Annotated in this window: 33 protein-coding genes and 1 tRNA gene; 25 read left to right on the top strand and 9 right to left on the bottom strand. The window is 59.9% G+C overall.

Annotated elements, in window-relative coordinates; all coding sequences use genetic code 11:
* Window positions 1-34 precede the first annotated feature (34 nt).
* The 3 genes from CUJ86_RS08155 to CUJ86_RS08145 are packed head-to-tail and all read left to right on the top strand — an operon-like array spanning window position 35 to window position 2,183.
* The gene (locus tag CUJ86_RS08155; RefSeq protein WP_130647077.1) at window positions 35-529 is read left to right on the top strand and encodes a hypothetical protein; all 495 of its coding nucleotides are present in this window, start codon (window positions 35-37) and stop codon (window positions 527-529) included.
* Window positions 526-1,536, top strand: coding sequence for a PIN domain-containing protein (locus CUJ86_RS08150; RefSeq protein ID WP_130647076.1), 1,011 nt, complete (start codon window positions 526-528; stop codon window positions 1,534-1,536). Before CUJ86_RS08155 ends, CUJ86_RS08150 begins: the two co-directional genes overlap by 4 nt.
* A complete protein-coding gene (locus CUJ86_RS08145; protein WP_165394837.1) occupies window positions 1,533-2,183 on the top strand; it encodes an HAD family hydrolase in 651 nt (216 codons plus the stop codon). Before CUJ86_RS08150 ends, CUJ86_RS08145 begins: the two co-directional genes overlap by 4 nt.
* A 1-nt stretch (window position 2,184) precedes the next feature.
* Here CUJ86_RS08145 and CUJ86_RS08140 read toward each other — a convergent pair whose 3' ends face one another.
* A complete protein-coding gene (locus tag CUJ86_RS08140; protein ID WP_130647074.1) occupies window positions 2,185-2,505 on the bottom strand; it encodes a DUF1622 domain-containing protein in 321 nt (106 codons plus the stop codon).
* Between the two features lie 91 nt (window positions 2,506-2,596).
* Here CUJ86_RS08140 and CUJ86_RS08135 point away from each other — a divergent pair, with 91 nt between their 5' ends.
* The 5 genes from CUJ86_RS08135 (at window position 2,597) to CUJ86_RS08115 (ending at window position 6,273) form a co-directional block, all read left to right on the top strand.
* The gene (locus CUJ86_RS08135) at window positions 2,597-2,875 is read left to right on the top strand and encodes a glutaredoxin family protein (protein ID WP_130647073.1); all 279 of its coding nucleotides are present in this window, start codon (window positions 2,597-2,599) and stop codon (window positions 2,873-2,875) included.
* Window positions 2,875-3,369 (top strand): ferredoxin-thioredoxin reductase catalytic domain-containing protein, encoded by a 495-nt coding sequence (locus CUJ86_RS08130; protein ID WP_130647072.1) that lies wholly within the window; start codon window positions 2,875-2,877, stop codon window positions 3,367-3,369. Before CUJ86_RS08135 ends, CUJ86_RS08130 begins: the two co-directional genes overlap by 1 nt.
* 118 nt (window positions 3,370-3,487) lie before the next feature.
* Window positions 3,488-4,087 (top strand): 6-phospho-3-hexuloisomerase, encoded by a 600-nt coding sequence (gene hxlB, locus CUJ86_RS08125; protein WP_130647071.1) that lies wholly within the window; start codon window positions 3,488-3,490, stop codon window positions 4,085-4,087.
* An 8-nt stretch (window positions 4,088-4,095) separates the two neighbouring features.
* Entirely contained in the window at window positions 4,096-5,208 is a 1,113-nt protein-coding gene (locus CUJ86_RS08120; RefSeq protein ID WP_130647070.1) for a pyridoxal phosphate-dependent aminotransferase, read from the top strand.
* Between the two features lie 27 nt (window positions 5,209-5,235).
* Window positions 5,236-6,273, top strand: coding sequence for a M42 family metallopeptidase (locus CUJ86_RS08115; protein WP_130647069.1), 1,038 nt, complete (start codon window positions 5,236-5,238; stop codon window positions 6,271-6,273).
* A 45-nt stretch (window positions 6,274-6,318) separates the two neighbouring features.
* Here CUJ86_RS08115 and CUJ86_RS08110 read toward each other — a convergent pair whose 3' ends face one another.
* On the bottom strand, window positions 6,319-7,410 hold the full coding sequence (locus CUJ86_RS08110; protein ID WP_165394836.1) for a WD40 repeat domain-containing protein: 1,092 nt from the start codon (window positions 7,408-7,410) through the stop codon (window positions 6,319-6,321).
* 260 nt (window positions 7,411-7,670) lie between these two features.
* Here CUJ86_RS08110 and CUJ86_RS08105 point away from each other — a divergent pair, with 260 nt between their 5' ends.
* Entirely contained in the window at window positions 7,671-8,270 is a 600-nt protein-coding gene (locus CUJ86_RS08105) for a hypothetical protein (RefSeq protein WP_130647067.1), read from the top strand.
* On the opposite strand, the gene CUJ86_RS08100 is transcribed toward CUJ86_RS08105, so the two are convergent.
* Window positions 8,242-8,811, bottom strand: coding sequence for an endonuclease dU (locus CUJ86_RS08100; protein WP_130647066.1), 570 nt, complete (start codon window positions 8,809-8,811; stop codon window positions 8,242-8,244). The genes CUJ86_RS08105 and CUJ86_RS08100 overlap by 29 nt on opposite strands.
* Before the next feature lie 40 nt (window positions 8,812-8,851).
* Between CUJ86_RS08100 and aglJ the strand changes: the two genes are divergently transcribed.
* Entirely contained in the window at window positions 8,852-9,775 is a 924-nt protein-coding gene (gene aglJ / locus CUJ86_RS08095) for an S-layer glycoprotein N-glycosyltransferase AglJ (RefSeq protein WP_130647065.1), read from the top strand.
* On the opposite strand, the gene CUJ86_RS08090 is transcribed toward aglJ, so the two are convergent.
* The 6 genes from CUJ86_RS08090 to CUJ86_RS08065 are packed head-to-tail and all read right to left on the bottom strand — an operon-like array spanning window position 9,742 to window position 13,798.
* Window positions 9,742-10,287 carry an aldolase gene (locus tag CUJ86_RS08090; protein ID WP_130647064.1) on the bottom strand — a complete coding sequence of 182 codons (546 nt, stop codon included), beginning with the start codon at window positions 10,285-10,287 and terminating at the stop codon, window positions 9,742-9,744. The genes aglJ and CUJ86_RS08090 overlap by 34 nt on opposite strands.
* Window positions 10,254-10,886 carry an endonuclease III domain-containing protein gene (locus tag CUJ86_RS08085; RefSeq protein ID WP_235855621.1) on the bottom strand — a complete coding sequence of 211 codons (633 nt, stop codon included), beginning with the start codon at window positions 10,884-10,886 and terminating at the stop codon, window positions 10,254-10,256. The genes CUJ86_RS08090 and CUJ86_RS08085 overlap by 34 nt, the downstream gene beginning before the upstream one ends.
* Window positions 10,883-11,158 (bottom strand): thioredoxin, encoded by a 276-nt coding sequence (gene trxA, locus CUJ86_RS08080; protein WP_130647063.1) that lies wholly within the window; start codon window positions 11,156-11,158, stop codon window positions 10,883-10,885. Before trxA ends, CUJ86_RS08085 begins: the two co-directional genes overlap by 4 nt.
* Before the next feature lie 13 nt (window positions 11,159-11,171).
* A complete protein-coding gene (locus CUJ86_RS08075; RefSeq protein WP_130647062.1) occupies window positions 11,172-11,453 on the bottom strand; it encodes a thioredoxin family protein in 282 nt (93 codons plus the stop codon).
* 39 nt (window positions 11,454-11,492) lie between these two features.
* Complete coding sequence (locus CUJ86_RS08070; RefSeq protein WP_130647061.1) at window positions 11,493-12,944, bottom strand: preprotein translocase subunit SecD; 1,452 nt, start codon at window positions 12,942-12,944, stop codon at window positions 11,493-11,495.
* Window positions 12,941-13,798 (bottom strand): protein translocase subunit SecF, encoded by an 858-nt coding sequence (locus tag CUJ86_RS08065; protein WP_130647060.1) that lies wholly within the window; start codon window positions 13,796-13,798, stop codon window positions 12,941-12,943. The genes CUJ86_RS08070 and CUJ86_RS08065 overlap by 4 nt, the downstream gene beginning before the upstream one ends.
* A gap of 184 nt (window positions 13,799-13,982) precedes the next feature.
* Here CUJ86_RS08065 and CUJ86_RS08060 point away from each other — a divergent pair, with 184 nt between their 5' ends.
* The 15 genes from CUJ86_RS08060 (at window position 13,983) to CUJ86_RS07990 (ending at window position 25,279) form a co-directional block, all read left to right on the top strand.
* The gene (locus tag CUJ86_RS08060; RefSeq protein WP_130647059.1) at window positions 13,983-14,297 is read left to right on the top strand and encodes a DUF2551 domain-containing protein; all 315 of its coding nucleotides are present in this window, start codon (window positions 13,983-13,985) and stop codon (window positions 14,295-14,297) included.
* 178 nt (window positions 14,298-14,475) lie between these two features.
* Window positions 14,476-14,610 carry a hypothetical protein gene (locus CUJ86_RS12285; protein ID WP_268878245.1) on the top strand — a complete coding sequence of 45 codons (135 nt, stop codon included), beginning with the start codon at window positions 14,476-14,478 and terminating at the stop codon, window positions 14,608-14,610.
* Between the two features lies 1 nt (window position 14,611).
* Window positions 14,612-15,019: an archease gene (locus CUJ86_RS08050; protein WP_130647057.1), complete on the top strand. Its 408-nt coding sequence runs from the start codon at window positions 14,612-14,614 to the stop codon at window positions 15,017-15,019.
* A 9-nt stretch (window positions 15,020-15,028) separates the two neighbouring features.
* Complete coding sequence (locus CUJ86_RS08045; protein WP_130647056.1) at window positions 15,029-16,462, top strand: RtcB family protein; 1,434 nt, start codon at window positions 15,029-15,031, stop codon at window positions 16,460-16,462.
* Window positions 16,459-17,040, top strand: a complete 582-nt coding sequence (locus CUJ86_RS08040; protein WP_130647055.1) for a type 1 glutamine amidotransferase family protein — start codon at window positions 16,459-16,461, stop codon at window positions 17,038-17,040. Before CUJ86_RS08045 ends, CUJ86_RS08040 begins: the two co-directional genes overlap by 4 nt.
* 30 nt (window positions 17,041-17,070) lie before the next feature.
* Window positions 17,071-17,493: a DUF2111 domain-containing protein gene (locus CUJ86_RS08035; protein ID WP_165394835.1), complete on the top strand. Its 423-nt coding sequence runs from the start codon at window positions 17,071-17,073 to the stop codon at window positions 17,491-17,493.
* Window positions 17,494-17,498: 5 nt separating this feature from the next.
* Complete coding sequence (locus CUJ86_RS08030) at window positions 17,499-18,479, top strand: biotin--[acetyl-CoA-carboxylase] ligase (protein WP_130647053.1); 981 nt, start codon at window positions 17,499-17,501, stop codon at window positions 18,477-18,479.
* Between the two features lie 8 nt (window positions 18,480-18,487).
* Window positions 18,488-19,012 carry a biotin transporter BioY gene (locus CUJ86_RS08025; protein WP_130647052.1) on the top strand — a complete coding sequence of 175 codons (525 nt, stop codon included), beginning with the start codon at window positions 18,488-18,490 and terminating at the stop codon, window positions 19,010-19,012.
* A complete protein-coding gene (locus tag CUJ86_RS08020) occupies window positions 19,009-19,674 on the top strand; it encodes an energy-coupling factor ABC transporter ATP-binding protein (RefSeq protein ID WP_130647051.1) in 666 nt (221 codons plus the stop codon). Before CUJ86_RS08025 ends, CUJ86_RS08020 begins: the two co-directional genes overlap by 4 nt.
* 3 nt (window positions 19,675-19,677) lie before the next feature.
* The gene (locus CUJ86_RS08015) at window positions 19,678-20,271 is read left to right on the top strand and encodes an ATP-binding cassette domain-containing protein (protein ID WP_130647050.1); all 594 of its coding nucleotides are present in this window, start codon (window positions 19,678-19,680) and stop codon (window positions 20,269-20,271) included.
* A complete protein-coding gene (locus CUJ86_RS08010; protein WP_130647049.1) occupies window positions 20,271-20,912 on the top strand; it encodes a hypothetical protein in 642 nt (213 codons plus the stop codon). The genes CUJ86_RS08015 and CUJ86_RS08010 overlap by 1 nt, the downstream gene beginning before the upstream one ends.
* A 54-nt stretch (window positions 20,913-20,966) precedes the next feature.
* Window positions 20,967-22,712: a sodium-extruding oxaloacetate decarboxylase subunit alpha gene (gene oadA / locus CUJ86_RS08005; protein WP_130647048.1), complete on the top strand. Its 1,746-nt coding sequence runs from the start codon at window positions 20,967-20,969 to the stop codon at window positions 22,710-22,712.
* A 16-nt stretch (window positions 22,713-22,728) separates the two neighbouring features.
* Window positions 22,729-24,204, top strand: a complete 1,476-nt coding sequence (locus CUJ86_RS08000) for an acetyl-CoA carboxylase biotin carboxylase subunit (RefSeq protein ID WP_130647047.1) — start codon at window positions 22,729-22,731, stop codon at window positions 24,202-24,204.
* A gap of 72 nt (window positions 24,205-24,276) precedes the next feature.
* Window positions 24,277-24,387: transfer RNA gene (locus CUJ86_RS07995), tRNA-Met, on the top strand.
* Between the two features lie 589 nt (window positions 24,388-24,976).
* Window positions 24,977-25,279, top strand: a complete 303-nt coding sequence (locus tag CUJ86_RS07990; protein ID WP_130647046.1) for a hypothetical protein — start codon at window positions 24,977-24,979, stop codon at window positions 25,277-25,279.
* Window positions 25,280-25,288 lie beyond the last annotated feature (9 nt).

Below are 25,288 nucleotides of genomic sequence, written 5' to 3'. Positions count from 1 at the left end.
AACCTCTTTTTGCCTGCCGGGAATACCTCCAGCCATGCCCGGAGGAGATGACTCGCCGGCGGCGTATATCACCTGTGCAGGCCGTTCCGGATGGGCCATGCTGAACACCTACCACGCGGTCCTGAAGGGCACGGCCTTCCGGCCACGCCAGGTCCATATCCTTGCCGACCCCCTGTGTGCCGATGCGGTGCCGCTCATCATGGGCTTTGAACTGATATCAGGGCGCTACGGGATCGATGCCCCGGTCACCATCCATGAAACGGCCCCCGACGACCACAGGGGCGCCGGGATGCTCGTTCTCTCCCTGGTCCGTGACCTGATCGCAGAAGGGTATACCATCGGCATCGGGATCACCGCCGGCAGAAAGGCCACCATCGCCGCCATATCCTTCGCCCTTGCACGGGAGGGGATCATGCCCGATCACCTCTATTATCTCGGCCTGAAGAAAGGGGAGGGGATCGCCCGCCCCTATCCGATGATCCCTCTCCACCTGCAGGCCCTCCATGATCTGGCGGAGGGATGGGAATGACGCAGACAGAGGTCCGGAGCAGTGAATTGTGCATCCTTGCAAACCTGTTTGAAGGACAATTTACGCTCTCCTACCCGATATACGACATCGAACTCCTCAGGGTCGATACCGACAGCAATGGATACCGGGTTGAGTTTCCGGCGACCGAGGCGGATTTCTCATCCGGAATGGGAATATTCGGCGAATATGGCTTTGAAATGCCGACATACGGGGACTTTGAGGAATGTCTCCTCGCTTCCGGCGCCACGACTTACGAGAACCTCGACGCCTTCCTCCAGCAGGGGGAACTCTACCATGGCCTGAAAAAAGACGTCAGGTTCGGGCTGGACACCAACCTCCTCTATCATCGTTTTGCCACGGTCACCGGCGCCGTCCGACCCGAAGAAGTGATACTCCTGGACATCGTCAAGCAGGAGATCGAGTTCGCCCTGAACCACAAGTATTCGGGCCGCCTGATCGGGCATCTCAGCCGGGCCGCACCGGATGGAGCGGGGATCATCGCGGAGTTCGAGAACAGAAAGAAGAAAAAATCCCGGAAAGCAGCCCACCTTGCGATGGCCGAATACCGCGCCCTCCGGGACCGCGCCCTCCTCCTGGACACCGACGGGCATGCGGCCCATGCGACGCATGAGAACGACGACCTGATCGTCCGTGCACTCCGCCACTTCGAGGAGGAGCGGTCCGAACTTCCTGTTCTCCTGACGGCCGATGCGGCAATGGCGGATCTCTGCGATGCCGAAGGCGTGGAATATTATCTCTTCAGGGCACCCTTCAGGGTCAGGCCGCACCACCTCTCTCCCTGGACGCTGTTCAGGCTGATCACCACCCTATCAGTTGTCTTCGGGGTGATCTCGATCGATTCGGTGCTGGTCTTCAGCGAATACGGCGGCAAGGGCAACGAGGCGGATGCCTTCAGGCTAACGTTCATTGACGAGGACCGGCATACAGAGTTTGCGAGGGACGTCGAGGTATGCAGGAAACTTCTTGCACTGGGGATCGAGCGGTGAAGGCCGTGCTCTTTGACATGGACAACACCCTCTGGGACTTTGTGGCGGCCAAGAGGGAGGCGTGCCGGGCGGTGGTGGAGCATGCGGGAAAAGGCGACGCCGATGAACTCTTCTCTTATTTTGGTCGTCCGGGCGTCGGATTCGAGGACCCCGGCAATGTGATCGAGTACCTGCTTGACATCGGCGCCAACGGCTCCTGTGTCATGCCGTGCTGCAGGGTCTATGAACAGGTAAAACTCGCCTCGATCCACCTCTATCCGGGCGTGGACGAGACCCTTGAAACCCTGGTCTCTGCCGGCCTATCGCTGGCCGTGGTCACGGACGCCCACTCATCACAGGCGCGGGCGCGCCTCTCGAAGGCCGGCATCATCGAGCATTTCGCCTGCATCGTCACCCCGGACATCTCAGGCGGGAGAAAACCGGATCATGCCTCGTTTCTTCATGCGCTGCGCACCCTTCCTGCCCATCCCGGGGACGCCATGGTCGTCGGCGACAGCATCAGGAGGGAGATCGAACCGGCCCATGCCCTTGGTATGCGGACGGCCTATGCCCTCTACGGAGACCGGAGTGAGACTGGTGCCCCGATATGCAGGCCCGACCATGTGCTCGACGATATCAGGGACCTGATCGCCATTCTCACCCCCTGAATCAGTCGAGCGTCAGGTCCACGGCCTCCCGACTCAGGAAATACCCCAGGATTGTCCTGATGACGACGACACTCCCGAGGAGTATCAATTCATCCTGAGTCGGCTGGATGAGTGTCGAGAGAATGTCGGCTGCAATAAAAAATTCGAGGCCGAATACAATTTTTCCGGTAAAGTCCAGCCTGATATGCGTATACCTGATCGCCTTTTTCAGCACCTCCTTCTGGACCGTCATGACGGCGGCACGCAACCCCCCGTAGATGATCACGATGGCACCGGCCAGGCTGAATATCTCTGCCGCTACCCCGTATATCTCCAGGAGCATACACCCACATGATCCTTCGGGTGCATCAACCTTCTGGCACCCGGAAGGCGGCCGAAATCATTATGGACAGGGAGTGCCACGTGCTCATCCAATGGAACTGGTTCATGTAGACGGCCAGGACCGCGGAGAGGTGGTGCTCTATGCCCTGAGCACCTGCGGGTGGTGCGGCAAGACAAAGAACCTCCTCACGTCCCTGGACGTCGCATTCGATTATGTGTATGTCGATCTGCTTGAGCGTGATGAGATGGAGCAGGTATACGCCGAGATGATGCAGCGTTACAACCCGAGCGGCTCGTTCCCCACGCTGGTCATCAACGGTACGGTGATCGTCGGTTTTCAGGAGGACGAGATCAGGGAGGCGCTTGCCTGATGCCGGAGATCACCGACGATCTCATCGAGACGGAGCAGAAACGCCTGGAGGCCGAGACCGAAGCCGGCGGCTATCACCTCAACCCGGACAGGGAGTTCGTGGCGACACTGGTCCGCGGCCTGCTCGAGAATGAGGGGCGGTACGGCTACCGGGCATGCCCGTGCCGTCTGGCCTCCGGAGACCGGGAGAGGGACCTGGATATCATCTGCCCCTGCGACTACCGCGACCCCGACCTCACCGAGCATGGCGCCTGTTATTGTGCCCTGTATGTTTCTGGCGCCGTGGTTGCCGGGGAGCGGACGGTCAGGCCCGTCCCGGAGCGCCGCCCGCCTGGAGGGCCGGAGCGGAGGGAAATCTCATCGAGCGGCATCGGTGCCCTGCCGCTGCCGGTATGGCGTTGCCGCGTCTGCGGCTATCTCTGTGCTCGTGAACAGCCGCCAGAGGTCTGTCCGGTCTGCCGGGCCGCAAAAGACCGGTTTGAACGATTCATATAGTCTGAGGTGCCGGTCCCGTTCCCCCCCGGGAATTTTTGCTGCACCGGGCGGTCATGTTCGGGCATTCTGGTTGTACGATATTCTAATGTATCTGGCACGACCACCCTTCCTGTTGATTATGGAAAATCATGAAGTGCAGGATATGATGCGGTTGATGGCGTCGAAAATCGCCTCAATTGCAGATAAAATCGCCAATTCCGAGGTGGAGCTCTTTCTCCACGAACTCCTCTGTGCAAAGCGGGTCTATGTCCTCGGCGCCGGTCGCTCCGGCCTCGTGGCAAAGGCGTTTGCGATGCGGTTGATGCATCTCGGGCTTCAGTGCTTTGTCGTCGGGGAAACGGTCACGCCGGCCATGGCCGAGGGTGATGTGCTGGTGGTGCTCTCGGGTTCGGGCAAGACAAAGACCGTCGCCGAACTGGCCGAGACCGCCAAGGAGATCGGAGGCAGGGTCTGCCTGATCACCTCCAATCCTGACTCACGGATCGGCAAAATTGCCGACTGCATCGTCGAGATCGAGTCTCACCGCGATGAGGTCAAGGACGAATCGGTGGAGTTCGAGATCAGGCAGATGATGGGCGAACACAAGTCCTTCGCCCCCCTCGGCACGATCTTCGAGACCACGACGATGGTGTTCATCGATGCGATCGTCTCCCGTCTCATGGAGATCACCGAGACCGACGTCGAAGACCTGAAATGCAGGCACGCCAATATCGAGTGATTGCGATTATGGCAGAGGAGAGGTTTGCACGGAGGGTCACCGGGATCGAGATATCGGGGATACGCCGGATGTTCGAGGGCGCAGGAAAGGACGCCATCAATCTCGGCATCGGCCAGCCGGATTTTCCGACCCCCTCGCACATCGGCGAGGCGGCGGTCCGGGCCATCCGTGAAGGAAAAACAGGCTACACACCGAACGCCGGTATCCCAGAACTGAGAGAGGCGATCGTCTCAAAGTTCGAGCGGGAAAACGGCCTGAACTACTCGAACGATCAGGTGATCACCACGGCCGGGGCGAGCGAGGCCCTCCACATCGTGATGCAGGCGATGGTGGATGCCGGCGACCGGGTGCTCCTTGCCGACCCCGGATTCGTCTCCTATGCCGCCCTTGCAACCCTCGCCGGCGGGGTGCCCGAAGGGATGCCGCTGGACGATGGCCTGCACATCGACATCGACGCCGCGCAGGAGCGGATGACGGGGGCGCGCCTGCTGGTGCTCAACTCTCCGGCCAACCCCACCGGCATGGTGGAGAGCCCGGAATCCATCCGGGCGATCGTCGAATGCGCCGAGGACGCCGGTGTCACGGTGGTCTCGGACGAGGTCTATGAGCATTTCACCTACGGGAAACCGCATGTGAGTGCGGCCCGCTTCGGTGAGAACGTCGTGACCATAAACGCCGTTTCAAAGACCTATTCAATGACCGGGTGGCGCATCGGGTGGCTTGCAGCCAGCACAGAGATCGTCGAGGAGTGCCTGAAGGTGCACCAGTACTGCCAGGCCTGCGCCACGTCCATCGCCCAGTATGCCGCCCTCGCCGCCCTCACCGGCGACCAGTCCCCGGTGGCGGCGATGCGGGACGAATACCGGCAGAGGCGCGACCTGCTCTGCGGGGGGCTGCGAGACCTCGGCTTCACCTTCCCGATGCCTGAAGGTGCGTTCTACGCATTTGTCCCGATGACATCCGCCCTCATTGAAGCCATTATCCAGAACGGTGTGGTGGTCGTGCCGGGTTCGGCATTCGGATCCCGCGCTCCGGACTATGGCCGCATCAGTTATGCGGCATCGCAACAGGATCTGCGCACGGCCCTGGAGCGGATCGCCGCCGCCGTGGCCGAGAATTAATGCATCAGAAGGACAACGGAAGATACCATGGTGAAGGAACTGCTGAAAAAACTCTCGGATGCCCATGGCATCTCAGGGAGCGAGGGGAGCGTCGCCGCAGTGATCAGGGCCGAGGTGGAGCCCTATGTCGATGAGATCACCGAAGACCGGATGGGGAACCTGATCGCCGTGAAGCGGGGGGACGACTTCTCAGTCCTGCTCGCCGCCCATATGGACGAGATCGGGATGATGACCAAATACATCGATGAGAAGGGGTTCGTCAGGTTCGTGACCGTCGGCGGATGGTTCGATCCGACCCTGTATGCCCAGCGCGTTGTTCTGCATGGTGCAAAGGGTCCGGTCTACGGTGTCATCGGCGGCAAACCTCCCCATGTGATGAAGGAGGAGGAGCGGAAAAAGCCGCTGAAGGTGGACGATATGTTCATCGATGTCGGCGCGGAATCAGCCGAGGAGGCGGAAGCCCTGGGGATCGAGGTCGGCACACCGATCAGCCTGGACCGGGAGTTTCGGGAGCTCTCCGGCCACCGGGTGACCGGGAAGGCCTTCGACAACAGGGCCGGGTGCGCCATGCTGATCAAGATGCTCCAGACCGTCTCGTCCCCGCACACCATCTACGGGGTCTTCACGGTGCAGGAGGAGGTGGGGCTGAAGGGGGCCCGCACGGTTGCATACCGTCTGAAGCCCGACTGCGCCATCGCAACCGACACCACCATCCCCGGCGACCATCCAGGTGTGGAGCGCAAGGACGTCTCCCTCCTGATGGGGGCGGGCCCGGCGATCACCATCCTGGACAGCAACGGACGGGGCCTGATCGCAAACCGTCGCATGGTCGCCTGGCTCCGCGAGGCCGCACGCACAACCGATATCAGCGTCCAGCTCGAGGTCGGGAAGGGCGGGACCACGGACGCCACCTCGATCCATCTGGAGAGAGGAGGCATACCGAGCACCACGCTCAGCATCCCGACCAGATATATCCACTCTCCCGTGGAGGTCGTGGACCTCAGGGATATCGAGGGCGGCGTTGCCCTGCTCGTTGAGGCCCTGAAGACCCGGCCCGAATTTTAATTTTTTTTGGACCCGAAATTCGGGTCGAGAGGATCAATAGATGGATCATCTCCTCCGCCGGTGGCCGAGATATGCTGCCGATGCGATCACAACAATCCCCGCTGCAAGGGCATAGAGCGGCGATGCGGTGTCGGTAAGCCCCGTAAACTTCAATGAGAGATAGGACTCCTCTTTTACCGCTGCCGCCGGCATCGTTGAAGCGGTCAATTCCTCCGAGACGTTCTCTCCGATGTTTTCAATGGTCTCGATCACCGCTGTCGGTTCCGGTTCCGTCGGTTCCGGTTCTGTCATCTCCTGTGTGGCCCGCTCATACAGGATGAGGTGCTGGTCCCCGTTTCCGGTGCCGGCTACAACAACCGATCCATCGGACGAAACATCCACATCATTGATATGTCCGGAGGTCTCTGTTTCAAGGATCCGGTCGCCGTCACCGTTGATGATATAGAGATGATCGTCGTGCGATCCGGTGACGACATCCCCGTTCTCTGATAGTGCAACCCCGAACACACGGTTGTTGGTCATATACCTCCACAGGATCTCTCCCTCCTTTGATATGAGGTGAGAACGGTAATCGAGCGTGCCGGCAGCAATGGAGGTGCCGTCCGGTGCTATCGCAACCGACTGGACCCCTTTTCCAACATCGATCTCCCACACCAGCTCGCCGTCACCATCGAGGAGGTAGACCTGTCCGTCTGTTCCTGCAACCACATACTGCCCGTCGGCGGAGAGGTCCACGCAGGTCGGATCGTCCGGGAGTTCATACCGCCAGATCTTGCCCTCGCCATACTCGAGGAGGGTGACGCTCTTATCGTCACTCCCGACGGCGATATATGCTCCATCAGGGGTGATCGCAACACTGTAGGCAAAATAGCCGGAATCCCACTGCCACTCGATCTCACCCTCCAGGTTGAACACCCGCACATATTCGGAGCCCATGACAATGTATTCGCCATCCGAAGAGACCGCCGAACCAAAGACGGAGCATCCGGTCGGATGGGTCCAGAGATGTTCTCCGTCCCGGGAATAGAGGTGCAGACCCCCGACACTCGCTGTTCCGACCGCAATATACGATCCTTCTGGAGAGATGGAGACCGATTTTATCTCGCCGCCGATCCCTTCTGACCACATCTCGTTCATATCCCAGGCGCCGACCGGGATGCATAATATAAAAATCGCTGTCACTACTCCGGCACAGAGGTGTATTCTGTTCATGTGTCCCCCCACATTACAGGCTGTTCCTGGTTGGGACAGCCAGGGGCTTGGTTCTTGATTTTATTATATATACTTTTGCATCGTCTCCGGGCAATGCCCGATCCTGTACAGGCATTTTGAGGACCTCGGCCATCCGGATCAGGACTGAATAATTAATATATGTCGTAAATCATACAATCCGCCATATGATCCGCCCGGACGCCGACGACAACGGCGCCATGAACGTCCAGGCCATTATGGTCCTCCTCCTGCTCACCGTTCTTCTTGTCGCAATCCTATTCGCCGCCCTTTCCCATTTCATCAGGTTCCCGTTCGATCCGGGCATGCAGACGACGGACCGCATCTTTGAGATCACTGCAGTCCGTCACTACAGTGAAGACGGGGTCACCATGAATTATGACAGTCGCCTCACCCTCTGGTACAACGATTCGCCGGATACCTTCGATATCGGCGACCCTGCAGACCTCCTTGCGGTCTATTGCGGGTATTCCAGAGATAACCCGGACCGGACCAGACAATATGTAAAAGACGATCTCACGGCGCAGTTCTACTGCAACGGCGAACCGGTCTATGCCGTCATCGGCACCCTCGACGCCCACCTCTTCATCCCGACTCATCACAACGGCGTCCAGTACATGACCGGTACCGGCAGTGTCTGGTGCCCGAACGCCAAGATCACCATTGATTTCAGGGACGGCACCTTCAGGCCCGGCGATGTGGTGCGGGTGGAGGTCCGCTCAAAATCCGCCGGAAGGGTTATTTCGGCAGACACCGCCACCGCATGACGGCCCGTGCGGCAAGGCGCGCCACACGGAGGGGTTCTGGCACCCGTCCGGCAAGGGTGAGGGCATCGATCATCTGGCACGCCGCCTCATGCTCGATCCCCTCGGCCCGATAATAGAGCGTGTGACCCGTGCCCGGAGTAAAAGCGCTTCTCTCGCCAAGGCGCCGGTAGGCTGCCAGCCGTTCGGTGTCGTCAGGGAAATGGGTGCTGATATCGTCCTCAAGCCCCTCCGAATCCTCATAGGTGACGACGATCACCGGGCACCCGGTGGCCTGACTGACCCGTGCCGGTTCGATGATATTGTACCATGCGATCACGCACCCGGAGAGCATGATCAGGTTGATGTCCCGCCGCCCGAGGGACTCATAGAGTGCGATCACGGCATCCGTGGCATCCATGCCGCCAACACTCGCTTCAGAATAGGCGATGCCGTCGATGAGCAGGTCCTTTCGCATCACAACGCCGGCAAGAACCGAAGGACCGCCGCCGACAAAACTCTCGGCAACACCGAGTGTGCGCAGTCCCGTCTTCCCCGTATGCATGGAAGCACTTATGATTGAAGGCCAATTTAATAATATGTAAATGGAGATCGAGAAGGACCGTGTCTGCATCCTGATCCCGACCCTGAACGAGGCGCCGACAATAGGCGATCTGGTCAGGAATTTCCATGATCGGGGTTTTCCCCATGTCCTCGTCATGGACGGGAACAGCACCGACGGGACTGCAGAGCAGGCACGGAGTGCCGGTGCCGATATCCGCCTGCAGAGCGGGAAGGGAAAGGGCAACGCCATTATTGAGGCGGCGGAGATCATCGACCTCCCCTATGTGCTGATGCTCGACGGTGACGGCACCTATCTCCCGGACGATGCAGATAAAATGCTCAGACCGCTTTTCACCGGCAGCGACCATGTGATCGGCGACCGCCTCGCCTACCCGGATTCAGGCGCCTTCACCAGGCTGAACCTGACCGGGAACTACCTGATCAACCATTTCTTCAAGGTGGCCCATGGCCGCGACCTCCATGACATCCTCTCGGGCTACCGGGCCTTCAGCCTCCGCTCGCTGCGTGAGATGAATCTCCGGGAATCCGGGTTTGAGATCGAGACCGAGATGGCGGTCCAGGCGGTAAAATTCGATCAGCAGGTGGCCGTAGTGCCGGTGAAATATGTGAAGCGCCCGGGAACCGATACGAAACTCAACCCCGTCCAGGACGGCTTCAGGATCGTCTCCACCATCTACCGTCTGGCGCGGGTGAACAACCCCCTCTTCTATTTCGGGCTGATCGGGGTGATACTCGCCCTCCTCGGCGGTGTTCTCGCCGTTTATGTGCTCATCGAATGGCTCAACCACATCGAACACATCCCCCTGACCATCCTCACCGTGCTGCTGATCGTGGTCGGCATCGAGATCTTCATGTTCGGCGTGATCAGCGATATGCTCCTGGCCTTTCACCGTGAGGTGATCCGGGAGATTCAGCGGTTGCAGCCGCCGAAAAGACCGGAATAGGCAAGCACACGGCAGGCGTGCTCTGCAAGCGAGGTGTAGAGGTAGGCCTCGTCCAGGGTTTTTCCGGCCGCAAATGTGCCATGGCCCCTGGCGATCACCAGGTGTGCATCCACGAGGGCACCGGCGACGGCGTCGGCGAGTTCCTGTGTCCCAGGCGCCCCGCCGACGACCCGGATCTCCGGGCAGAGCATCTCGCCCTCAGAATCAATCGGTCTGATGAGGGAGAGGGCGCAGGAGGCGGCCACCGCCATCGGGGGGTGGGCATGGACGATCGCATCATGCCCGCTCGTCCGATACACGGCCTGATGCACCCTGTACTCGCTCGAGGCCCCCTCCGGCGCCTCGCCCTCGAGCGGCACCTCGACCAGTTCGCCGGGGTCGTCCAGATACGTGCCCGTGCCGGTGACCACAAACCCGTTCTCTGTCCGCATGCTCATATTGCCGAAGTTGCCGCCCACAAGCCCTTCCTGAAACAGTCTCAGTCCGATCCTGACAAACTCACGATCCTGCATTCGTTGCACCTCTTTTTACCGCACATTTCCTTGGCATATTCGACGATCCATGCATGGGCCAGCGCTCTGGCCTCCGTATCCGTCGGGATCACCTCCTCGAAGAGGGCCTTGAGAACCCCGTATCTCCCGGTGATCCCCATGCACCCGCAGATGCGTTTCGTATAGGCATCCACCACAAAAGAGGGGCGCCCGAGGGCATAACAGAGGATGCTGTCGGCCGTCTCCTCCCCCACCCCATGGATAGAGAGGAGAAAATCCCGGAGGTCGGGATCAGGCATCCTCTGGAGCGCCGGAATCCCCCCTGCATCGAGAACGGCACGGCAGAGCGCCTTCAGCCGCCCCCGTTTGATCCGGTAATAGCCGGCAGGACGGATCAGGTCTTCGATCTGCCTGTCAGGGGCAGCGTCGATCCCTTCAAGCGAACAGAGACCCGCCTCCCTGAGGCGGGAGAGGGCCGCCTCCACATTCTCCCACCGCGTCTGCTGTGTGAGAATGGCACCGATCATCACCTCCTCAGGCGGGGCGTCCCACCATCTGATGGGACCGTAACGCTCCTCCAGGATCCCGAGGAGGGCTGATATTGTGTGTTTTCCTCTCACTCGTCGATCAGGGGCCTGAGGATCGACTCGAGGGTATCTGCACGGGTGACCCCCTCGAGTTTCTGCATCACGATGCCGTCTTTTTCGATGATCAGCGTCGGGACAACCCTGATCCCGTATTTCATTGCCGCCTCCATATTCTGGTCGACGTCCACCTTCCTGATCTCTATCGCATCGCCCAGTTTCTTACCGAGCTCCTCGAGGATCGGCGTCTGCATCTTGCAGGGGCCGCACCATGTCGCAAAAAAATCAGTTAATACCGGTTTGCTCATTATTCTCCCTCGATTATGCATGATCATCTCTCAGAGAAGTTAAAATGGTTTCGAGGGTCCCGGCATCAACGACCGTTTCGAAGCGTTTGACCTCCAATCCATCGGATTCGATCACAATCGTCGGTACGGTCACAAGGCGGTATGCCCTGATCAGGTCGCGGCGTTCCCCGATATCGATCGTCCTGATCTCCACCGCATCGCCCATCCTGGCGGCGACCTCTCTGACGATCTCGGTCTGGCGCCTGCACGGTTCGCACCACTCGGAGTAGAAGTCGATGAGCACCAGCCGTCCCATATGCAGATTATACGAAAAAAGGGAGGGATAAAGTGATCCCTATTTCGAGAGGATCGCCATGATGATCTTGCCGTATGCCGGTCTGGTCACCAGCACACCCACGAGCACACCGAGGATCGTGATGATCGCAAAGCCCCGGAGGGTCGAGAGGTCCATCACGGCCAGCGGGAGCATGGCGATGAAGGTGGTGGACGCCGCAACGGCGATGATGCCGAGAGCACGGGAGAGGCGTTTGAGATAGACGCTCGGCGAGGGTACGCGGCCCTCGTGGAGCACCTCGTCGGTGATCACCACCAGCTGGTCGATCCCTGTACCCATGACGGCGATGATACCGGCGATCGAGGCCAGGTCGAGCTGCTGGATGAAGCGTGCGATCCCGAGCAGGATGATGATCTCAGAGAGGTTGATTGCAACCATCGGCAGCACGATGCTCGGTTCGCGATACCGGTAATACACCACAATCCCGACGACGATCAGTGCCAGGAGGGCAGCGGCGAAGCTGAGCATCTTGAAGTAGTCGCCGAGGGTGGCCGAGACCGATCCCGATCCCGCCACGGTCACATCGACCGGAAGGGCGCCTGCCCGCAGGTGGATCTCGAGGTTCAGGGCGTCCTGCATCCCTGATTCACCGGTGCCGGTGGAGGCGCTGAGCTGGCGGACCTCCTCCACCTTCAGCTTTGCCGCCAGGTCCGGGGAGAGCGGGGCCGAATACACCGTATCATTGTCCAGGAGCATCACGAGTTCATGGTTCTCCGGATCGTTCACGGCATTGGAGGAGATGGCCGCCTGCCTGAATGCAGTCGCCCCGGCATCGCTGAGGGTGAAGCCGACGCCCCACTGACCGGTCCGCGGATCCTTTTCAGGCAGACTGACGCTGGTGATGGCGTCGCCGAAGAGCACATGCTCCGTCTGGTTTCCGGTCGTCTGCACCCGGATCTCGAACTTGCCCTGCTGGCCGACGATCTCGTTCGCCGTGGCCATGTCCACGCCGGCAAGCTCGACACGCACATAGCGGGTGATGCCGTTCAGGCCGGTCAGGATGTTCACGCGGGCGTCCTTGGTGCCCAGGCTGTTGACCTTGTCCTCCAGGATCCGTTTCACGTCCTCGGCGGTCTCCTTCGAGACGCCCGGGTTGTAGGTGACGATCGTCGCCCCTTCCTCTGCCAGGATCGGTTCGAGGTCTTCACGCGAGATGGCCTTTCTGATCTCAATCTGGTCGCTTGCAACGGCGAGCACCTCGGTATCCAGGTCTTCAGCAAGGTTCGCCGCCAGTTCATCGATGGGGACATCGGTCTGGACGGTGAGCACCTCGGCCTGGAACTCCATCTGGAGCCACGAGCCCTCCTGCAGGTCGAGGCCGTACTGGAGATTGGTGGTGAACTGTCCGTCCTCGAAGTGCGGTCCGATTGCAATGATCGATCCGGCCACAAGGATGATCAGGAGCAGCACCTGCCAGTCGGAGACCATTTTCTTCAGGGTGTCGCGGTTCATGCACGCCGCCCCCTGCCCATGAGATACCCCTTCAGGATGCCCGCATTGAGCACCCAGGTGTTCATCAGGTCCACAAACAGTCCGATGAGGAGGACGGCAGCGATCTGTGCGATGACCTCAACCTGCCCGATGGTGGTCACCAGGAACATCGCCACGACGGCGGCGATGGTCGTCGTCGTCATGATGATGCCGGTGCGGTAGGCGCCGGCCAGTTTCTCCTCGGTCTTCCCCTGCCGTTTCAGGAGGCGGGTGGTGAGGAGGATGTCGCTGTCCACCGAATAACCGATGAGCATCAGGAGGGCGGCTGTCGTCGGCAGGGTGAGGGGGATGCCGACGATGTCCATGATCGCCGCCGTGATGGCGATGTCGGAGAGGGCCGAGAGCACGACGGCCACCGAGGGGACAAAGGACCTGAAGGCGATGAATACGACGATCGCCATACCGACAAACGAGAACAGCAGGGCGATCAGGGCCTGCTGCTGGAGGGTGGCGCCGAAGGCCTCGCCTATCTGGTCGATCTTCGCCTCAGGATAGCGGTCGCCGACCATGACGGTGAGGTCATGGTACTGGTCATCGGACATCGGGCCGAATTTGATATATTTTCCGCCGCTCAGTCCTTCGCCGACACTTTCAAGGGGGAATCCGGAGAAATATGCCGTTATCTCTTCGGTGGTATCGGTGGTGATGATCGTCACCGCCGTCCCGCCCGCAAAATCTATCCCGGGCGTCACCGGCATCCCCGTGCTCGCCCAGTTCACGGCGAGGAGCACGAGTGCCAGAAGAAGCACAATGAGAGGCACCGCCACCATCTGCTTCGGGGGATATTTATTGACATCATAGGTGACAAAACCCATATTATCATAATCTGCCGTAGAGGGGATTAAATATTTGTATTCCAGTATCCGCATCTTTTTCCATGCCTTTTTCTCCGGGATCCGATCAGGCCCCTCTGGTCAGAGACCAATTTTAGGTACAATGCCCTGGATGAATTGAAGCAGAATCGAAACCTATATATGGTGTTCTGAACTACATTCCGGTATGCGGTCCCCGGCCGATATAAAGAGGGAGATAGAGGCCCGCCTGAAAAAATATCTCTCCAGGGACAATACAGGAATCCGTCACGAGGTTCTTTCTTTATTTGTCAGAGTCCGATCGACGACGATCCCTGAGATACATGCACAGGTCTCGCGAACATTCTCGGTCAGTTATCATTCCATCGCCTCGATGGTCGGGATCATCGCCGCACGGATCGGCATCCTCCACGTGCGGAGGGAACAGGAAGGGACCAACGCCGTCTATCAGATCAAGGACGAATACATCGGCATGGTCACCCATCTGCTCAAGTGCGGTTGACCCGGGCAATCACAACTGTTTTACCTTTTCGGCGGTTCACGTATAAGGGATGATACGGACCCGGAGGGATCGTTTTGCGGAGAGGATCCCGGTTTCTGATGATGTTGTTTCATATGTTGAGAAGCGGGCCTGTGACTTCAGGGTGTGCACATCCTGTGGAGGTCCGATTCTGCTTCCGGTGTCGGTGAAACCGGCGAAAAATACCGATATTCAGCTGCAGGCCGGTCAGCACCGGATCTATGTTTCCATGTATCAGGCGCCCTATCTTGACGCCGTTGATCTCAGGCTTATCCCGTCCTACGATATAGAGTGACATGCCGTTCTTTGAGGTTCCCCATCAGGCCGATGTGAAGGTTCATGTTGAGGCGGATACCTGCGGCCATCTCTTCTCAGAGACGGCCCGGGCGATGTTTTGCCTGATGTACTGCCGGTGTGAGGAGGGGGGGGTCGAGCGCCGGGTCAGCGTCACCTCAACCGACCGCCACAGCCTGATGATCGACTTCCTCTCAGAACTGCTCTTTATTGCAGAGGTGGAACGGCTTGTATTCAGTTCCTTTGATGTAACCGTCACGGATACCGCTCTTGAAGCCGTTGCACGGGGTGAACGCTTTGATCCGGCAAAACATCGCGGCGGGATGGAGATCAAGGGCGTCTCCTACTCCGGCCTCAGGATATTCCGTGACGGAAATTTGTTCTGCTGTGAGATTCTCTTTGATGTATGAGGTGGTCTGATGCTTGCGGGGATACAACAGATTGACGAGGTGGAGTGGGAGGTTCCGGTTGGCTACGTGCCCGGCATGCGTGTTCCGGGCAGATTTTTCCTCTCTGACGATCTTGCAGAGACGCTGGAGCCCGATGCCGTCCACCAACTGGCAAATGTGGCCTGTCTGCCGGGTATCGAGAGATATTCGCTTGCGATGCCGGATATCCATTCGGGCTACGGATTTCCCATCGGCGGGGTGGCCGCCTTTGACGCGGAGAGCGGCGTCATCTCGCCGGGAGGGGTCGGGTATGATATCAACTGCGGGGTGCGCCTGATCGCCACCCCCCTGCGGGCAGACGACATCACCCAGCCGCGGGCGCTGATCGAGGAGCTCTTCAGGACCGTGCCGACCGGCGTCGGTGCGGAGAGTTCGTTGCGTCTTTCCCACCACGACCTTGCGGCGATGATGACCGAGGGTGTGCGGTGGGCCGTGGAGGCGGGGTATGGCGTTGAAAACGATATCTCCCATTGCGAGGAGTCGGGCAGACTGGATGCGGCCGATACGGCGCCGGTCTCGAAGAAGGCCTTCCAGCGCGGCATGCCGCAGGCCGGAACCCTCGGTTCGGGCAACCATTTTCTCGAGATCCAGGAGGTGGATGCAGTCTTTGATCCGGAGACCGCAGAGGCATTCGGGCTCTCGCCGGGCCAGATCTGTTTTATGGTCCACTGCGGTTCGCGCGGCCTTGGCCACCAGGTCTGCACCGATCACCTCCGTGTGCTGGAATCGGCGCACAAACGCTACGGCATCTCCATCCCTGACCGGCAGCTTGCTTGTGCGCCCCTCTCCTCTCCTGAGGGCGAGGCCTATTTCGGCGCCATGGCCGCAGCGGCCAATTATGCATGGGTCAACCGCCAGGTGATCACGCACCAGGTCAGGCAGGTGCTGCAGCGGATGTTCGGCATCGCCTACGAGGAGATGCCCCTTGTCTATGATGTGGCGCACAATGTCGCCAAGATGGAGGAGCACAGTTCAGAAAGGGGGCGCCGTCGTTTCTGCGTCCACCGCAAGGGGGCGACACGGGCCTTTGGCCCCGGACTGCCCGAGGTGCCGGCGGCCTACCGTTCCGTCGGCCAGCCCGTGATCATACCAGGGAGCATGGGAAGCCATTCCTATGTGCTCCACGGCACGGCGACGGCAATGGAGCGGACCTTCGGGAGCACCTGCCACGGGGCGGGGAGGGTGATGAGCCGGACAAAGGCGAAAAAGGCCACGCCGGGAAGCGAAGTCAGGAAACACCTGCTTGAGCAGGGGATCGTGGTCCGTGCAACGAGCGATGCCGCCATCGCCGAAGAGGCCCCGGAGGCCTACAAGGAGAGCGACAAGGTCGTGGACGTGGTCAGGCGTGCCGGACTCTCCCTGCCGGTCGTCCGCCTCCGCCCCCTGGGGGTGATCAAGGGATGATCACGAAGGCCACCATCCTCTGGGACCAGCCGGGCACCTTCAACCGCTATGTGAATGAGTGCTGCAATGTCTGCTGCGACCATGCCACCCATCACATGATCGCCGCCCCCTTTTACCGGGCACGGACCGTCGCCCTGATCGTTCCGACCGGTTTCGCCAACTCCACCTATTCGAGCCTCCTGCCGGGGCTGCGTGCCTCTTCACGGCGGATACGATCCTTCGTCGAGAAAGGAGGGAGACTTCTGGTTTTTGGTGCGATGGACTATCGTGCGGGCGCCTATGACTGGCTTCCATTTGCGGTGGAATACCATCATGAGTTCAAACAGAGGCCGCTGCTCTTTCCCGAAGAATCCGGATATGCCTCCCTCATCGACGGCTATGACACCTCGGCGGTCGAGACCGACGGCTATTTCAGGGATTATGATGCCGACGTCGTGGCAGAGACCCCGGATGGCGAAGCGGTGATCATATCACGCACGGTTGGCGATGGTGTGGTGATCGTTACCGCCACCCACGAGTACCCCTCGGTGCCATTTATGGGCGCATTCTGCACTGCGGAAAGAGAAACCTTATTTTAGTGAAACGTGATGGAGTGTACAGGTGATCATATGGACCAGTATATTCTTTCAGCCTCCTCCTCATCCGCCGATCTGGTGCCGGTGGTCATGGCGGTCCATGGCCTGCTGAACAGGCTTCCCGTAACAGCCCGGTCCAGGGACGGACCCGGCGTGCGTGTGGAGGAGGGGAGGGTGATCGATGATCGGTATACCGGTCCCGTGCTCGAGGCAGCAATACAGACAGCCTCCCTCCAGAAGACGGTCTCCCCTTCGGGCCCCTATGCGGGTGTTCCCGTGGTGGTTTCCCCGGTCCTGAATGATGAGGGTGTTGCAATCGCCGCCATCGGTGTCGTCGATATCACCGGTATCTTCGACCTTGCGACACTGATGGAGCACCAGTCCGCAATTCTCCAGCAGGTCTGTGGAAAGGATCCCTGCCCGCTCCCGACAGAGTCCATCTCTGCGAAAAGGTAATTGCCATGAACGACGTGACACAGAAGGTCCTCAGCATGCTTGAATCGGCTGAAGGACCGGTGACAGTCGAGGAGATCAGCAGGACACTCGATATGCCGAGGTCCATGATCTCCCGTCATATCAAGGAGCTTCGTGAGAACGGCCATGATATCGAATCGTCACTTGAATCCGGATACCTGCTCATCAGGAGCAGCGGCCCCATAACGCCGGACGCCATCACACGGGTGCTCAGGACGACCTTCATCGGAACTGACATCAGGTACTATGAGAGTGTCGGTTCGACGAACTGGGCGGCCAAAAAACTCTGCCTTGAAGGGGACCCGCAATCGCTCAACGGTACCGTGGTGGTCGCCGAGGAGCAGACCGGCGGATTCGGTCGGCTCGGGCGGGCCTGGGCGTCGCCGCAGGGCGGGATCTGGGCGAGCGTGATCCTGACGCCAAAACTGCCGGTGGACTCGCTCTTCATGCTGATGATGGCCGCCTCTATTGCCGTTGCCCGGGCAATCCGCCGGAAATATGATCTTGGCGCCCTGATAAAATGGCCCAATGACGTCTATATCGGTGACCGGAAGGCGGCGGGGCTGCTGCTCGAACTCTCGGCAGACGGCGACGATATCCATTACTGCCTCCTCGGGATCGGGATCGACGCAAATGTCGACGTCTCACAACTCTCGCCCGACCTCCAGAGGAAGGTCACCTCGATCCGGACCGAACTCGGGCACGAGATCGACCGTGCCTCCCTCCTCGCCTCGGTCCTCAGGGAATTTGAGAGCAGATATATGATCCTGGAGAGCGGGGAGTACGAACCGATCCTCAGGGAGTGGAAGAGTCTCTCCCTCACCCTCGACAACCGCGTCTCGATCCGGACGGTGCGGCGGTCATTCGAGGGCACGGCGATCGATATCGACCAGCATGGCGCCCTGATCATCAGAAAAGACAACGGACGGATTGAGAAGGTTGTCGCAGGCGACTGCGCCCATCTCTAGGAACCGGCATGTATGGTGACGAGCGGCGCTCCCGGCTGATTGCAGAGTCCGCCGGCTTTCTCGCCCTGATCGCCGCCGGTGCCTGGGTGTCCATCCCCTTTGTGCCAATCCCCTTCACCCTCCAGACCTTTTTTGTGCTGCTTTCAGGGGTCGTGATGAAGCGCCGAGCAGTTGTGCCGGCCGTGCTCTATCTGGTGCTCGGGGCGATCGGTCTTCCGGTGTTTCACAATGGCACCGCCGGACCGGGTGTGCTGCTCGGTCCGACCGGCGGGTTCATCCTTGGCTTCATCCCTGCGGCCCTGGCGGCAGGCATCGTCTATGAACAGCGCTCCGAGGTGGGGCGGATCGCCGGTCTGGCGGTGGCCACGCTATTGATCTATCTCTTCGGTGTGGGCTGGCTGGCCATATCCACGCCCGACTTCTCGCACCCGATGGGCCTTGTGCCGGCGGCGACGATCGGCATGCTCCCCTTTCTCCCGGGCGACATCATCAAAACGGCGGCCGTATATATGATCGGCAGACGGCTACCATGATCGACTTCTCAGGCGTATCACAGGCAATCGTCCGTATCCCGTCCCTCTCCCTCGCTCCGGGGACAACGGTGATCACCGGCCCCAACGGGAGCGGGAAATCCACGTTTCTCCGCCTGTGTGCCGGCCTCGCCCTCCCTGAATCCGGGTCGGTCGGGATCGACGGGCGGACGCCGAGGGAGACGGAGGTGGGGTGGGTGGGGGAGTTCCCTGACCAGAACCTGCTGTTCAGCCGTGTCTATGACGAGATCGCCGGACCCTCCCTGTTTGCCGGGGCACCGTGCGATGAGACCCGGCGTCTGGTCGATGATGCCGCACGCCGCCTCGGGATCGTCGATCTCCTGGACCGGACGGTCCGGTCCCTCTCTGGCGGCGAACGCGCGCTGGTCGGGGTTGCGACCGCCCTCTCCCGCCATCCGCACCTGCTCGTCCTCGATGAATTCGATTCGCATCTCGACCGGGAGACGGCGGAGATCGTGGCGGAGGCCCTCGAACGATGCCCGTGCCGTTACCTGATCCGGTGCACGCAGGATATGGAGACGGCGGCGCTGGCAGATACGCTGCTCTATTTTGAGAAGGGGGTAATCGTCCATGCAGGCAGCCCGAAAGAGGTGTTTTCCGCCCTGCAGGGGACCTGTTTTTATCCTGAATCATGGGGGGGCTGAGGGGTGCAGGTCAGGCTTGAGGGGGTGTGCGCCAGGCGGGGGCGGTTCAGTCTCCGGTGCACCGGCACCTTCGGAGAGGGGGTCCACCTCTGCACCGGCAGGGTGGGGAGCGGCAAGTCCACCCTCGCCCTGCTGCTTGCGGGCCTCCTCACGCCCGTTGCCGGCACCATCCGGAAGGAGGGGATCGGATCGCATTCCCTCTCCCTCCAGAACCCGGAGTACCATGTCACCGAACCGACGGTGGGCAGGGAGATCGCCTCCTATGGTGTCGATCCGGCTGACGTCGCCCGGTCGTGCGGACTTTCGGAGAGGATGGAGGCCGACCCCTTTGCCCTCTCCCGGGGTGAGCTGAAACGGCTCCATCTTGCCTGCCTCATGGCCGGCACCTATGACCTCCTGGTCCTGGACGAACCCTTTTCCTCCCTGGACTGCATCAGAAAACGCTGGCTCTGCCGGGAACTGTTGAACCGCCGTTCCGGCGTCACGATCATCTTCACCCACGAGCGGCGTTTCCTGCCGCACGCCGATTACCTCTGGGAGGTCGCAGACGGCGAGGTGTCGTGCATCGGCACGGACGAAACAGGGAGGACCCGCTGATGGAGATCCGCCTCAGGGTCCTCTCTATCTGTGCACTCTCGGTTGCTGCCTTCCACTCGGTCGCCGGGGCCGTGATGGTCATGCTCTGGTGGGGGGTGTTCTCCCGTCGTCTCCGTTCCCTCCCGTCTCTAAAGGCCGTGGCGAGTGTGTTCCTGCTGCTCATCGTCGCCGCACTGGCAGCAGAACTCACCACCGGAGGGGGGGCGTCATATCTCGTCAGGATGACGGCGGTATTCCTGATCGCCTTCTGGGCGTACGGCGAACGGGTGCCCGGCGAACTGATCCGGTTCGGCGTCTCCGTTTTCGGGCGACGGGCAGGCTTTGATCTCGGCCTTGCCGGTGAGATGGGGATGGAGGCGCTCGATTCATTGCGGGACGATATCGCCCAGATCCGGGCCGCGCTTCGCCTGAAGGGGAAGAGGCTGGGGCCGGGAACGATTGCTGGATTCGGTATCTCGGTGATACACGCGCATATTCGTCATTCAGATGAGCGTGCGGCTCTGCTTGCCATCCGGGGATATCTCGGAGGGGGGACGGCATGCCCGGACCGGGAAGATGGGAAAGGAGGGGCAATGGCGGCAATATTGGCCGTATTCATCGTAATTCTCTCGTTTGTACCCCTTGGTGATGTATTTATATGATCAGAATGAAAATTTGAGAGGCTTGTCAATATTTCTAAGCCCCGAGGTATTCAGATGAGTGCTGCCAATCCTAAACGAGTTCATATTACCGATACAACGCTCAGGGATGCCCATCAGTCGCTCATCGCCACCAGAATGAGGACAGAGGACATGATTCCTCTGGCCCGTAAGATGGATGATGTGGGCTTCTTCTCTCTGGAAGCATGGGGGGGTGCAACCTTTGACAGTTGTATCCGGTTTCTCAACGACGACCCGTGGGAGCGCCTCAGGGATCTGAAGGCCGAACTCTCGCGGACACCGATCCAGATGCTGCTGCGGGGGCAGAACCTGGTGGGTTACCGCCATTATCCCGACGATGTGGTCGAACGTTTTGTGGACGCCGCCTATAAAAACGGCGTCGATATATTCCGGGTCTTTGATGCCCTCAATGATATCAGGAATATGGAAAAGGCCTTTTCAAGCGTGAAGGCCGCCGGTGCACATATTCAGGGAACGATCTCCTATACAACGAGCCCGGTGCATACGACCGCAAAGTTCGTCGAGATGGCAGAAGAACTCTCGGCGCGGGGGTGCGACTCCATCTGCATCAAGGATATGGCCGGGCTGATCATGCCGGACGCCACTCGGGACCTGATCTCCGGTATAAAGGAGCGCATCGACCTGCCGGTGTGTCTCCATTCGCATTCCACGAGCGGCATCGCACCGATGAGTTATCAGGCGGCGATCGAGGCGGGCGTCGATATCCTGGACACGGCGATGTCGCCGTTTGCCCTCGGCACCTCGCAGCCGCCGACCGAGAGTGTGGTGGCCGCGCTCGCGGGCACGCCGCAGGACACCGGCATCGACCTCCATGCCCTCAGGCGGGTGCGTGACCTCTGCCTCAGGCTCAGGGAGAAGTACGGCGGTCTGCTCGACCCGATCTCAGAACGGGTCGATTCGGATGTGCTCGTCTACCAGCTGCCGGGCGGGATGATCTCCAACCTGGTCTCGCAGCTCAAGGAGCAGGACGCCCTCAACCGCCTCGAGGAGGTGCTCGAGGAGATCCCGCGGGTGCGGGCGAACCTGGGATACCCGCCGCTGGTCACCCCGACCTCGCAGATCGTGGGGACGCAGGCCGTGCTGAATGTGCTGATGGGCGGCGACCGCTATTCCAATGTCACCAAAGAGGTGAAGGACTATGTCCGCGGCCTCTACGGCCGATCGCCGGCCCCGATCACCGACGAGATCAGGCACCTGATCATCGGGGACGAGGAGGTGATCACGGTCAGGCCCGCCGATCTCCTGGAGCCCGCCTATCAGAAGATGCGCGAGCAGGCGGAGAAGGAGGGGCTCGTCAGGAAAGAGGAGGATGTGCTCACCTACATCCTCTATCCGGCCATCGCACCGTCGTTCCTGAAGGGCGAGAGAAAGCCCGAACTGATCCCGGAGCGGCGGGCCTCCGCACCTGCATCCCCGGCCGACATCCCCTCGTTCATGGAGGTGGAGGTCGACGGCGAGATCTTCTCGGTGCGGATTGTATCGGTCGAGGGGAGCGCTGTCGAGTCGGCGTCCTCGGGCGGCGCACGCGAGATCCCGCGCGGCGAGATCACCGGCGGGATCAAGTCCAATATGCAGGGCATGGTGCTCGAGGTGAAGGTGGGCGCCGGTGCCGAGGTGAAGAAGGGCGATGTGCTGCTGGTGCTCGAGGCGATGAAGATGGAGAACCCCATCTATGCCCAGCGCGACGGCAGGGTCTCGGAGATCTTTGTCGATGCCGGGGACGTCGTCCAGAACGGGGACGTGCTGATGGTGGTCGAATAAGGCGTGTGGGGGTCCTATGAGATATTTTGAGAAGGTGCTCATCGCCAACAGGGGCGAGATCGCCATACGGGTGATGCGGGGGTGCCGGGAACTGGGCATTGAGACGGTCGCCCTCTATTCCACCCCGGACAAAAACGCCCTCCACGTGAAATATGCCGACGAGGCCTTTTTTGTGGGCGAGGCCCCGCCGCAGAAGAGTTACCTCAATGTGGACCGGATCATCGAGATCGCCAGGAAGTCCGGGGCGGAGGCGATCCACCCGGGCTACGGTTTTCTGGCGGAGAATGCAGGTTTTGCCCGCCGCGTCGAGGAGGAGGGGTTCACCTTCATCGGGCCCTCCTGGCGGACCATCGAGATGATGGGGTCGAAGATCGAGAGCAAGCGGACGATGCGGGATGCGGGCGTCCCGGTGCTGCCCGGCACGCCGGGCGGGATCTCGAGCATCGATGAGGCGGCCCGGGTGGCCGAGGAGATCGGCTACCCGGTGATCGTGAAGGCGAGTGCGGGCGGCGGCGGTATCGGGATGCATATCGTCAACACCCCGGAGGAACTGGAGGCGGCGATCACCGGCAGCATGAAGATTGCCGAGTCGGCCTTCGGGGACGCCACGGTGTTCATCGAGAAGTACCTGGTGAAGCCCCGCCATATCGAGTTCCAGGTGCTCGCCGACAACTACGGGACGACGCTCCACCTCTATGACCGCGAATGCTCGATCCAGCGTCGGCACCAGAAGCTGGTCGAGGAGGCGCCCTGCCCGATCATGACCCCGGAACTGCGTGAGCAGATGGCCGATTCGGCGGTGACGGTGGCGAAGACCTCGGGATACCGCAATGCCGGGACGGTGGAGTTCCTCTACTCGGGCGGGGAGTATTATTTCATGGAGATGAACACCCGCCTGCAGGTGGAGCACACGATCACCGAGATGATCACCGGGATCGATCTCGTCAAGCAGCAGCTCGCCATCGCCGCCGGGCAGGACCTCTCCTTCGGGCAGGAGGACGTCTCCATCCGCGGGCATGCGATCGAGTGCCGGATCAACGCCGAGGACCCCACGAACAATTTCATGGCCGATCCGGGCAAGATCGTCAGGTACCGTTCGCCGGGCGGGCCCGGGATCCGGGTGGACTCCGGCATCCACATGGGCTATACGATCCCGCCGACCTATGACTCGATGATCTCCAAGCTCTGCGCCTGGGGCCAGACGCGCATGGAATCGATCGAGCGGATGCGCCGGGCGATCTTTGAGTACGTGATCCTGGGGGTGAAGACCACCCTTCCCCTCCACCATGCCCTGATGCACAACCGCGAGTTCGTGCAGGGCAACACCCACACCCATTTCCTCATGGAGGAGCATATTGCCCAGAGCCTCCGGCGCGCCCTGCGCGAGGAGGAGGCGAGGATGGGTACACTGGCCGATTCCCTGCGGCAGGGGAAGGAGATGGCGGCCATTTCCGCCGCGGTCAATGTCTATATTAAAAGCCGGAACCGCTGAGCATCTCCGGCCACAACAACCTTTATTAGTGAATCCATCATTGTTATACTGCACTTAGGTGCAAACACCTGCGCTGCGGTGGCCTAGCTGGTTAGGGCGCCAGACTCATAGGGTTTTGAGCAACAACGAAGCGCCCAGATCTGAGATATCTGGAGGTCGGGGGTTCGGATCCCCCTCGCAGCATCTTTTGTGTTTTCAATGGTGAGACGCCTACGTCTCTGTTTCATTATACCCAAGCACGGTAACATCTTCAGGAGTGCGAATTGGATCGCCTGAGGGGGGTGGTTGCAGGGTGATAATTGTACATAGAGGGGATTGTTTGAAACCCTGCCGGGGACAGGACTCTGAAGGATCTGAAGACAGAAATTGCCGATTTATCGTAATTGTTCTTTTATCGATGGCTTGAATAAAACCTTTCCCGGACCTTCTTCTCCTGTGGTATCAGAACCGTACAATCTCTGAGTGGTTTGGAAAAACTGGTTTTTGCTCTGTTGTGCGGACATCCGCAGATCTCCCATGCAGTGGTTGTCTGCGGGCAGGGAACCTCAGTGGCGGCATCCAGATCCACCGTTGTGCAAGGGTGTTTCGCGAATGCCGCTGTAATACCTGTTATGGCGGTCTTCATCCTCTTGCCCCTTCTCACCATGTATGCCCGCCACCTCCCCTGCTGATGTGAAAATCCATATTGATCATATTTTGAAAAAAATAGTCTTCCAAAAAGTATAATTTAAAAATAAAGGGATATTATTGCATATAATATTAAAAAAATCCCGTGGAGATAGAACGACTGCTGCTGCCAATCTCTACCCCAAACTTTTCATCATTTAGGGAATATGTTGAGTTCAAGTTTCTCCGTTATCTCCCGGACCTGCTCAGGAACCCTGGTGATCATCTTTTCCTCCCCCAATATTTCCCTATCGAGAGCGGGATTATATTGAAAAGGAGATCAAGGGGTTGGAGAACGAGGTGGAGGTTCTCGGAGGAACATGACATGATGCGCCTAATTTCGCCGGGAGGCCGGGCTCAAAAAGGCGACATTCATATTTTTCTGCCTATCATACCTGAGAAAAAATGAAAAAACATC

This window comes from Methanofollis fontis (genome assembly GCF_004297185.1).
Classification (GTDB): Archaea; Halobacteriota; Methanomicrobia; order Methanomicrobiales; family Methanofollaceae; genus Methanofollis; species Methanofollis fontis.
Note: the sequence above shows the minus strand (reverse complement) of the source record. Positions and strands in the feature narration are given on the sequence as shown.

Bases quoted from the DNA above. Each gene is read 5' to 3' on its own strand.
- CUJ86_RS08155 (WP_130647077.1), top strand. From the start codon at position 35: ATGCCCGGAGGAGATGACTCGCCGGCGGCGTATATCACCTGTGCAGGC.
- CUJ86_RS08150 (WP_130647076.1), top strand. From the start codon at position 526: ATGACGCAGACAGAGGTCCGGAGCAGTGAATTGTGCATCCTTGCAAAC.
- CUJ86_RS08140 (WP_130647074.1), bottom strand. From the start codon at position 2,505: ATGCTCCTGGAGATATACGGGGTAGCGGCAGAGATATTCAGCCTGGCC.
- CUJ86_RS08135 (WP_130647073.1), top strand. From the start codon at position 2,597: ATGGAACTGGTTCATGTAGACGGCCAGGACCGCGGAGAGGTGGTGCTC.
- CUJ86_RS08130 (WP_130647072.1), top strand. From the start codon at position 2,875: ATGCCGGAGATCACCGACGATCTCATCGAGACGGAGCAGAAACGCCTG.
- hxlB (WP_130647071.1), top strand. From the start codon at position 3,488: ATGGAAAATCATGAAGTGCAGGATATGATGCGGTTGATGGCGTCGAAA.
- CUJ86_RS08120 (WP_130647070.1), top strand. From the start codon at position 4,096: ATGGCAGAGGAGAGGTTTGCACGGAGGGTCACCGGGATCGAGATATCG.
- CUJ86_RS08115 (WP_130647069.1), top strand. From the start codon at position 5,236: ATGGTGAAGGAACTGCTGAAAAAACTCTCGGATGCCCATGGCATCTCA.
- CUJ86_RS08110 (WP_165394836.1), bottom strand. From the start codon at position 7,410: ATGAACGAGATGTGGTCAGAAGGGATCGGCGGCGAGATAAAATCGGTC.
- CUJ86_RS08105 (WP_130647067.1), top strand. From the start codon at position 7,671: ATGATCCGCCCGGACGCCGACGACAACGGCGCCATGAACGTCCAGGCC.
- CUJ86_RS08100 (WP_130647066.1), bottom strand. From the start codon at position 8,811: ATGCATACGGGGAAGACGGGACTGCGCACACTCGGTGTTGCCGAGAGT.
- aglJ (WP_130647065.1), top strand. From the start codon at position 8,852: ATGGAGATCGAGAAGGACCGTGTCTGCATCCTGATCCCGACCCTGAAC.
- CUJ86_RS08090 (WP_130647064.1), bottom strand. From the start codon at position 10,287: ATGCAGGATCGTGAGTTTGTCAGGATCGGACTGAGACTGTTTCAGGAA.
- trxA (WP_130647063.1), bottom strand. From the start codon at position 11,158: ATGAGCAAACCGGTATTAACTGATTTTTTTGCGACATGGTGCGGCCCC.
- CUJ86_RS08075 (WP_130647062.1), bottom strand. From the start codon at position 11,453: ATGGGACGGCTGGTGCTCATCGACTTCTACTCCGAGTGGTGCGAACCG.
- CUJ86_RS08070 (WP_130647061.1), bottom strand. From the start codon at position 12,944: ATGAACCGCGACACCCTGAAGAAAATGGTCTCCGACTGGCAGGTGCTG.
- CUJ86_RS08065 (WP_130647060.1), bottom strand. From the start codon at position 13,798: ATGGGTTTTGTCACCTATGATGTCAATAAATATCCCCCGAAGCAGATG.
- CUJ86_RS08060 (WP_130647059.1), top strand. From the start codon at position 13,983: ATGCGGTCCCCGGCCGATATAAAGAGGGAGATAGAGGCCCGCCTGAAA.
- CUJ86_RS08050 (WP_130647057.1), top strand. From the start codon at position 14,612: ATGCCGTTCTTTGAGGTTCCCCATCAGGCCGATGTGAAGGTTCATGTT.
- CUJ86_RS08045 (WP_130647056.1), top strand. From the start codon at position 15,029: ATGCTTGCGGGGATACAACAGATTGACGAGGTGGAGTGGGAGGTTCCG.
- CUJ86_RS08040 (WP_130647055.1), top strand. From the start codon at position 16,459: ATGATCACGAAGGCCACCATCCTCTGGGACCAGCCGGGCACCTTCAAC.
- CUJ86_RS08035 (WP_165394835.1), top strand. From the start codon at position 17,071: ATGGACCAGTATATTCTTTCAGCCTCCTCCTCATCCGCCGATCTGGTG.
- CUJ86_RS08030 (WP_130647053.1), top strand. From the start codon at position 17,499: ATGAACGACGTGACACAGAAGGTCCTCAGCATGCTTGAATCGGCTGAA.
- CUJ86_RS08025 (WP_130647052.1), top strand. From the start codon at position 18,488: ATGTATGGTGACGAGCGGCGCTCCCGGCTGATTGCAGAGTCCGCCGGC.
- CUJ86_RS08020 (WP_130647051.1), top strand. From the start codon at position 19,009: ATGATCGACTTCTCAGGCGTATCACAGGCAATCGTCCGTATCCCGTCC.
- CUJ86_RS08010 (WP_130647049.1), top strand. From the start codon at position 20,271: ATGGAGATCCGCCTCAGGGTCCTCTCTATCTGTGCACTCTCGGTTGCT.
- oadA (WP_130647048.1), top strand. From the start codon at position 20,967: ATGAGTGCTGCCAATCCTAAACGAGTTCATATTACCGATACAACGCTC.
- CUJ86_RS08000 (WP_130647047.1), top strand. From the start codon at position 22,729: ATGAGATATTTTGAGAAGGTGCTCATCGCCAACAGGGGCGAGATCGCC.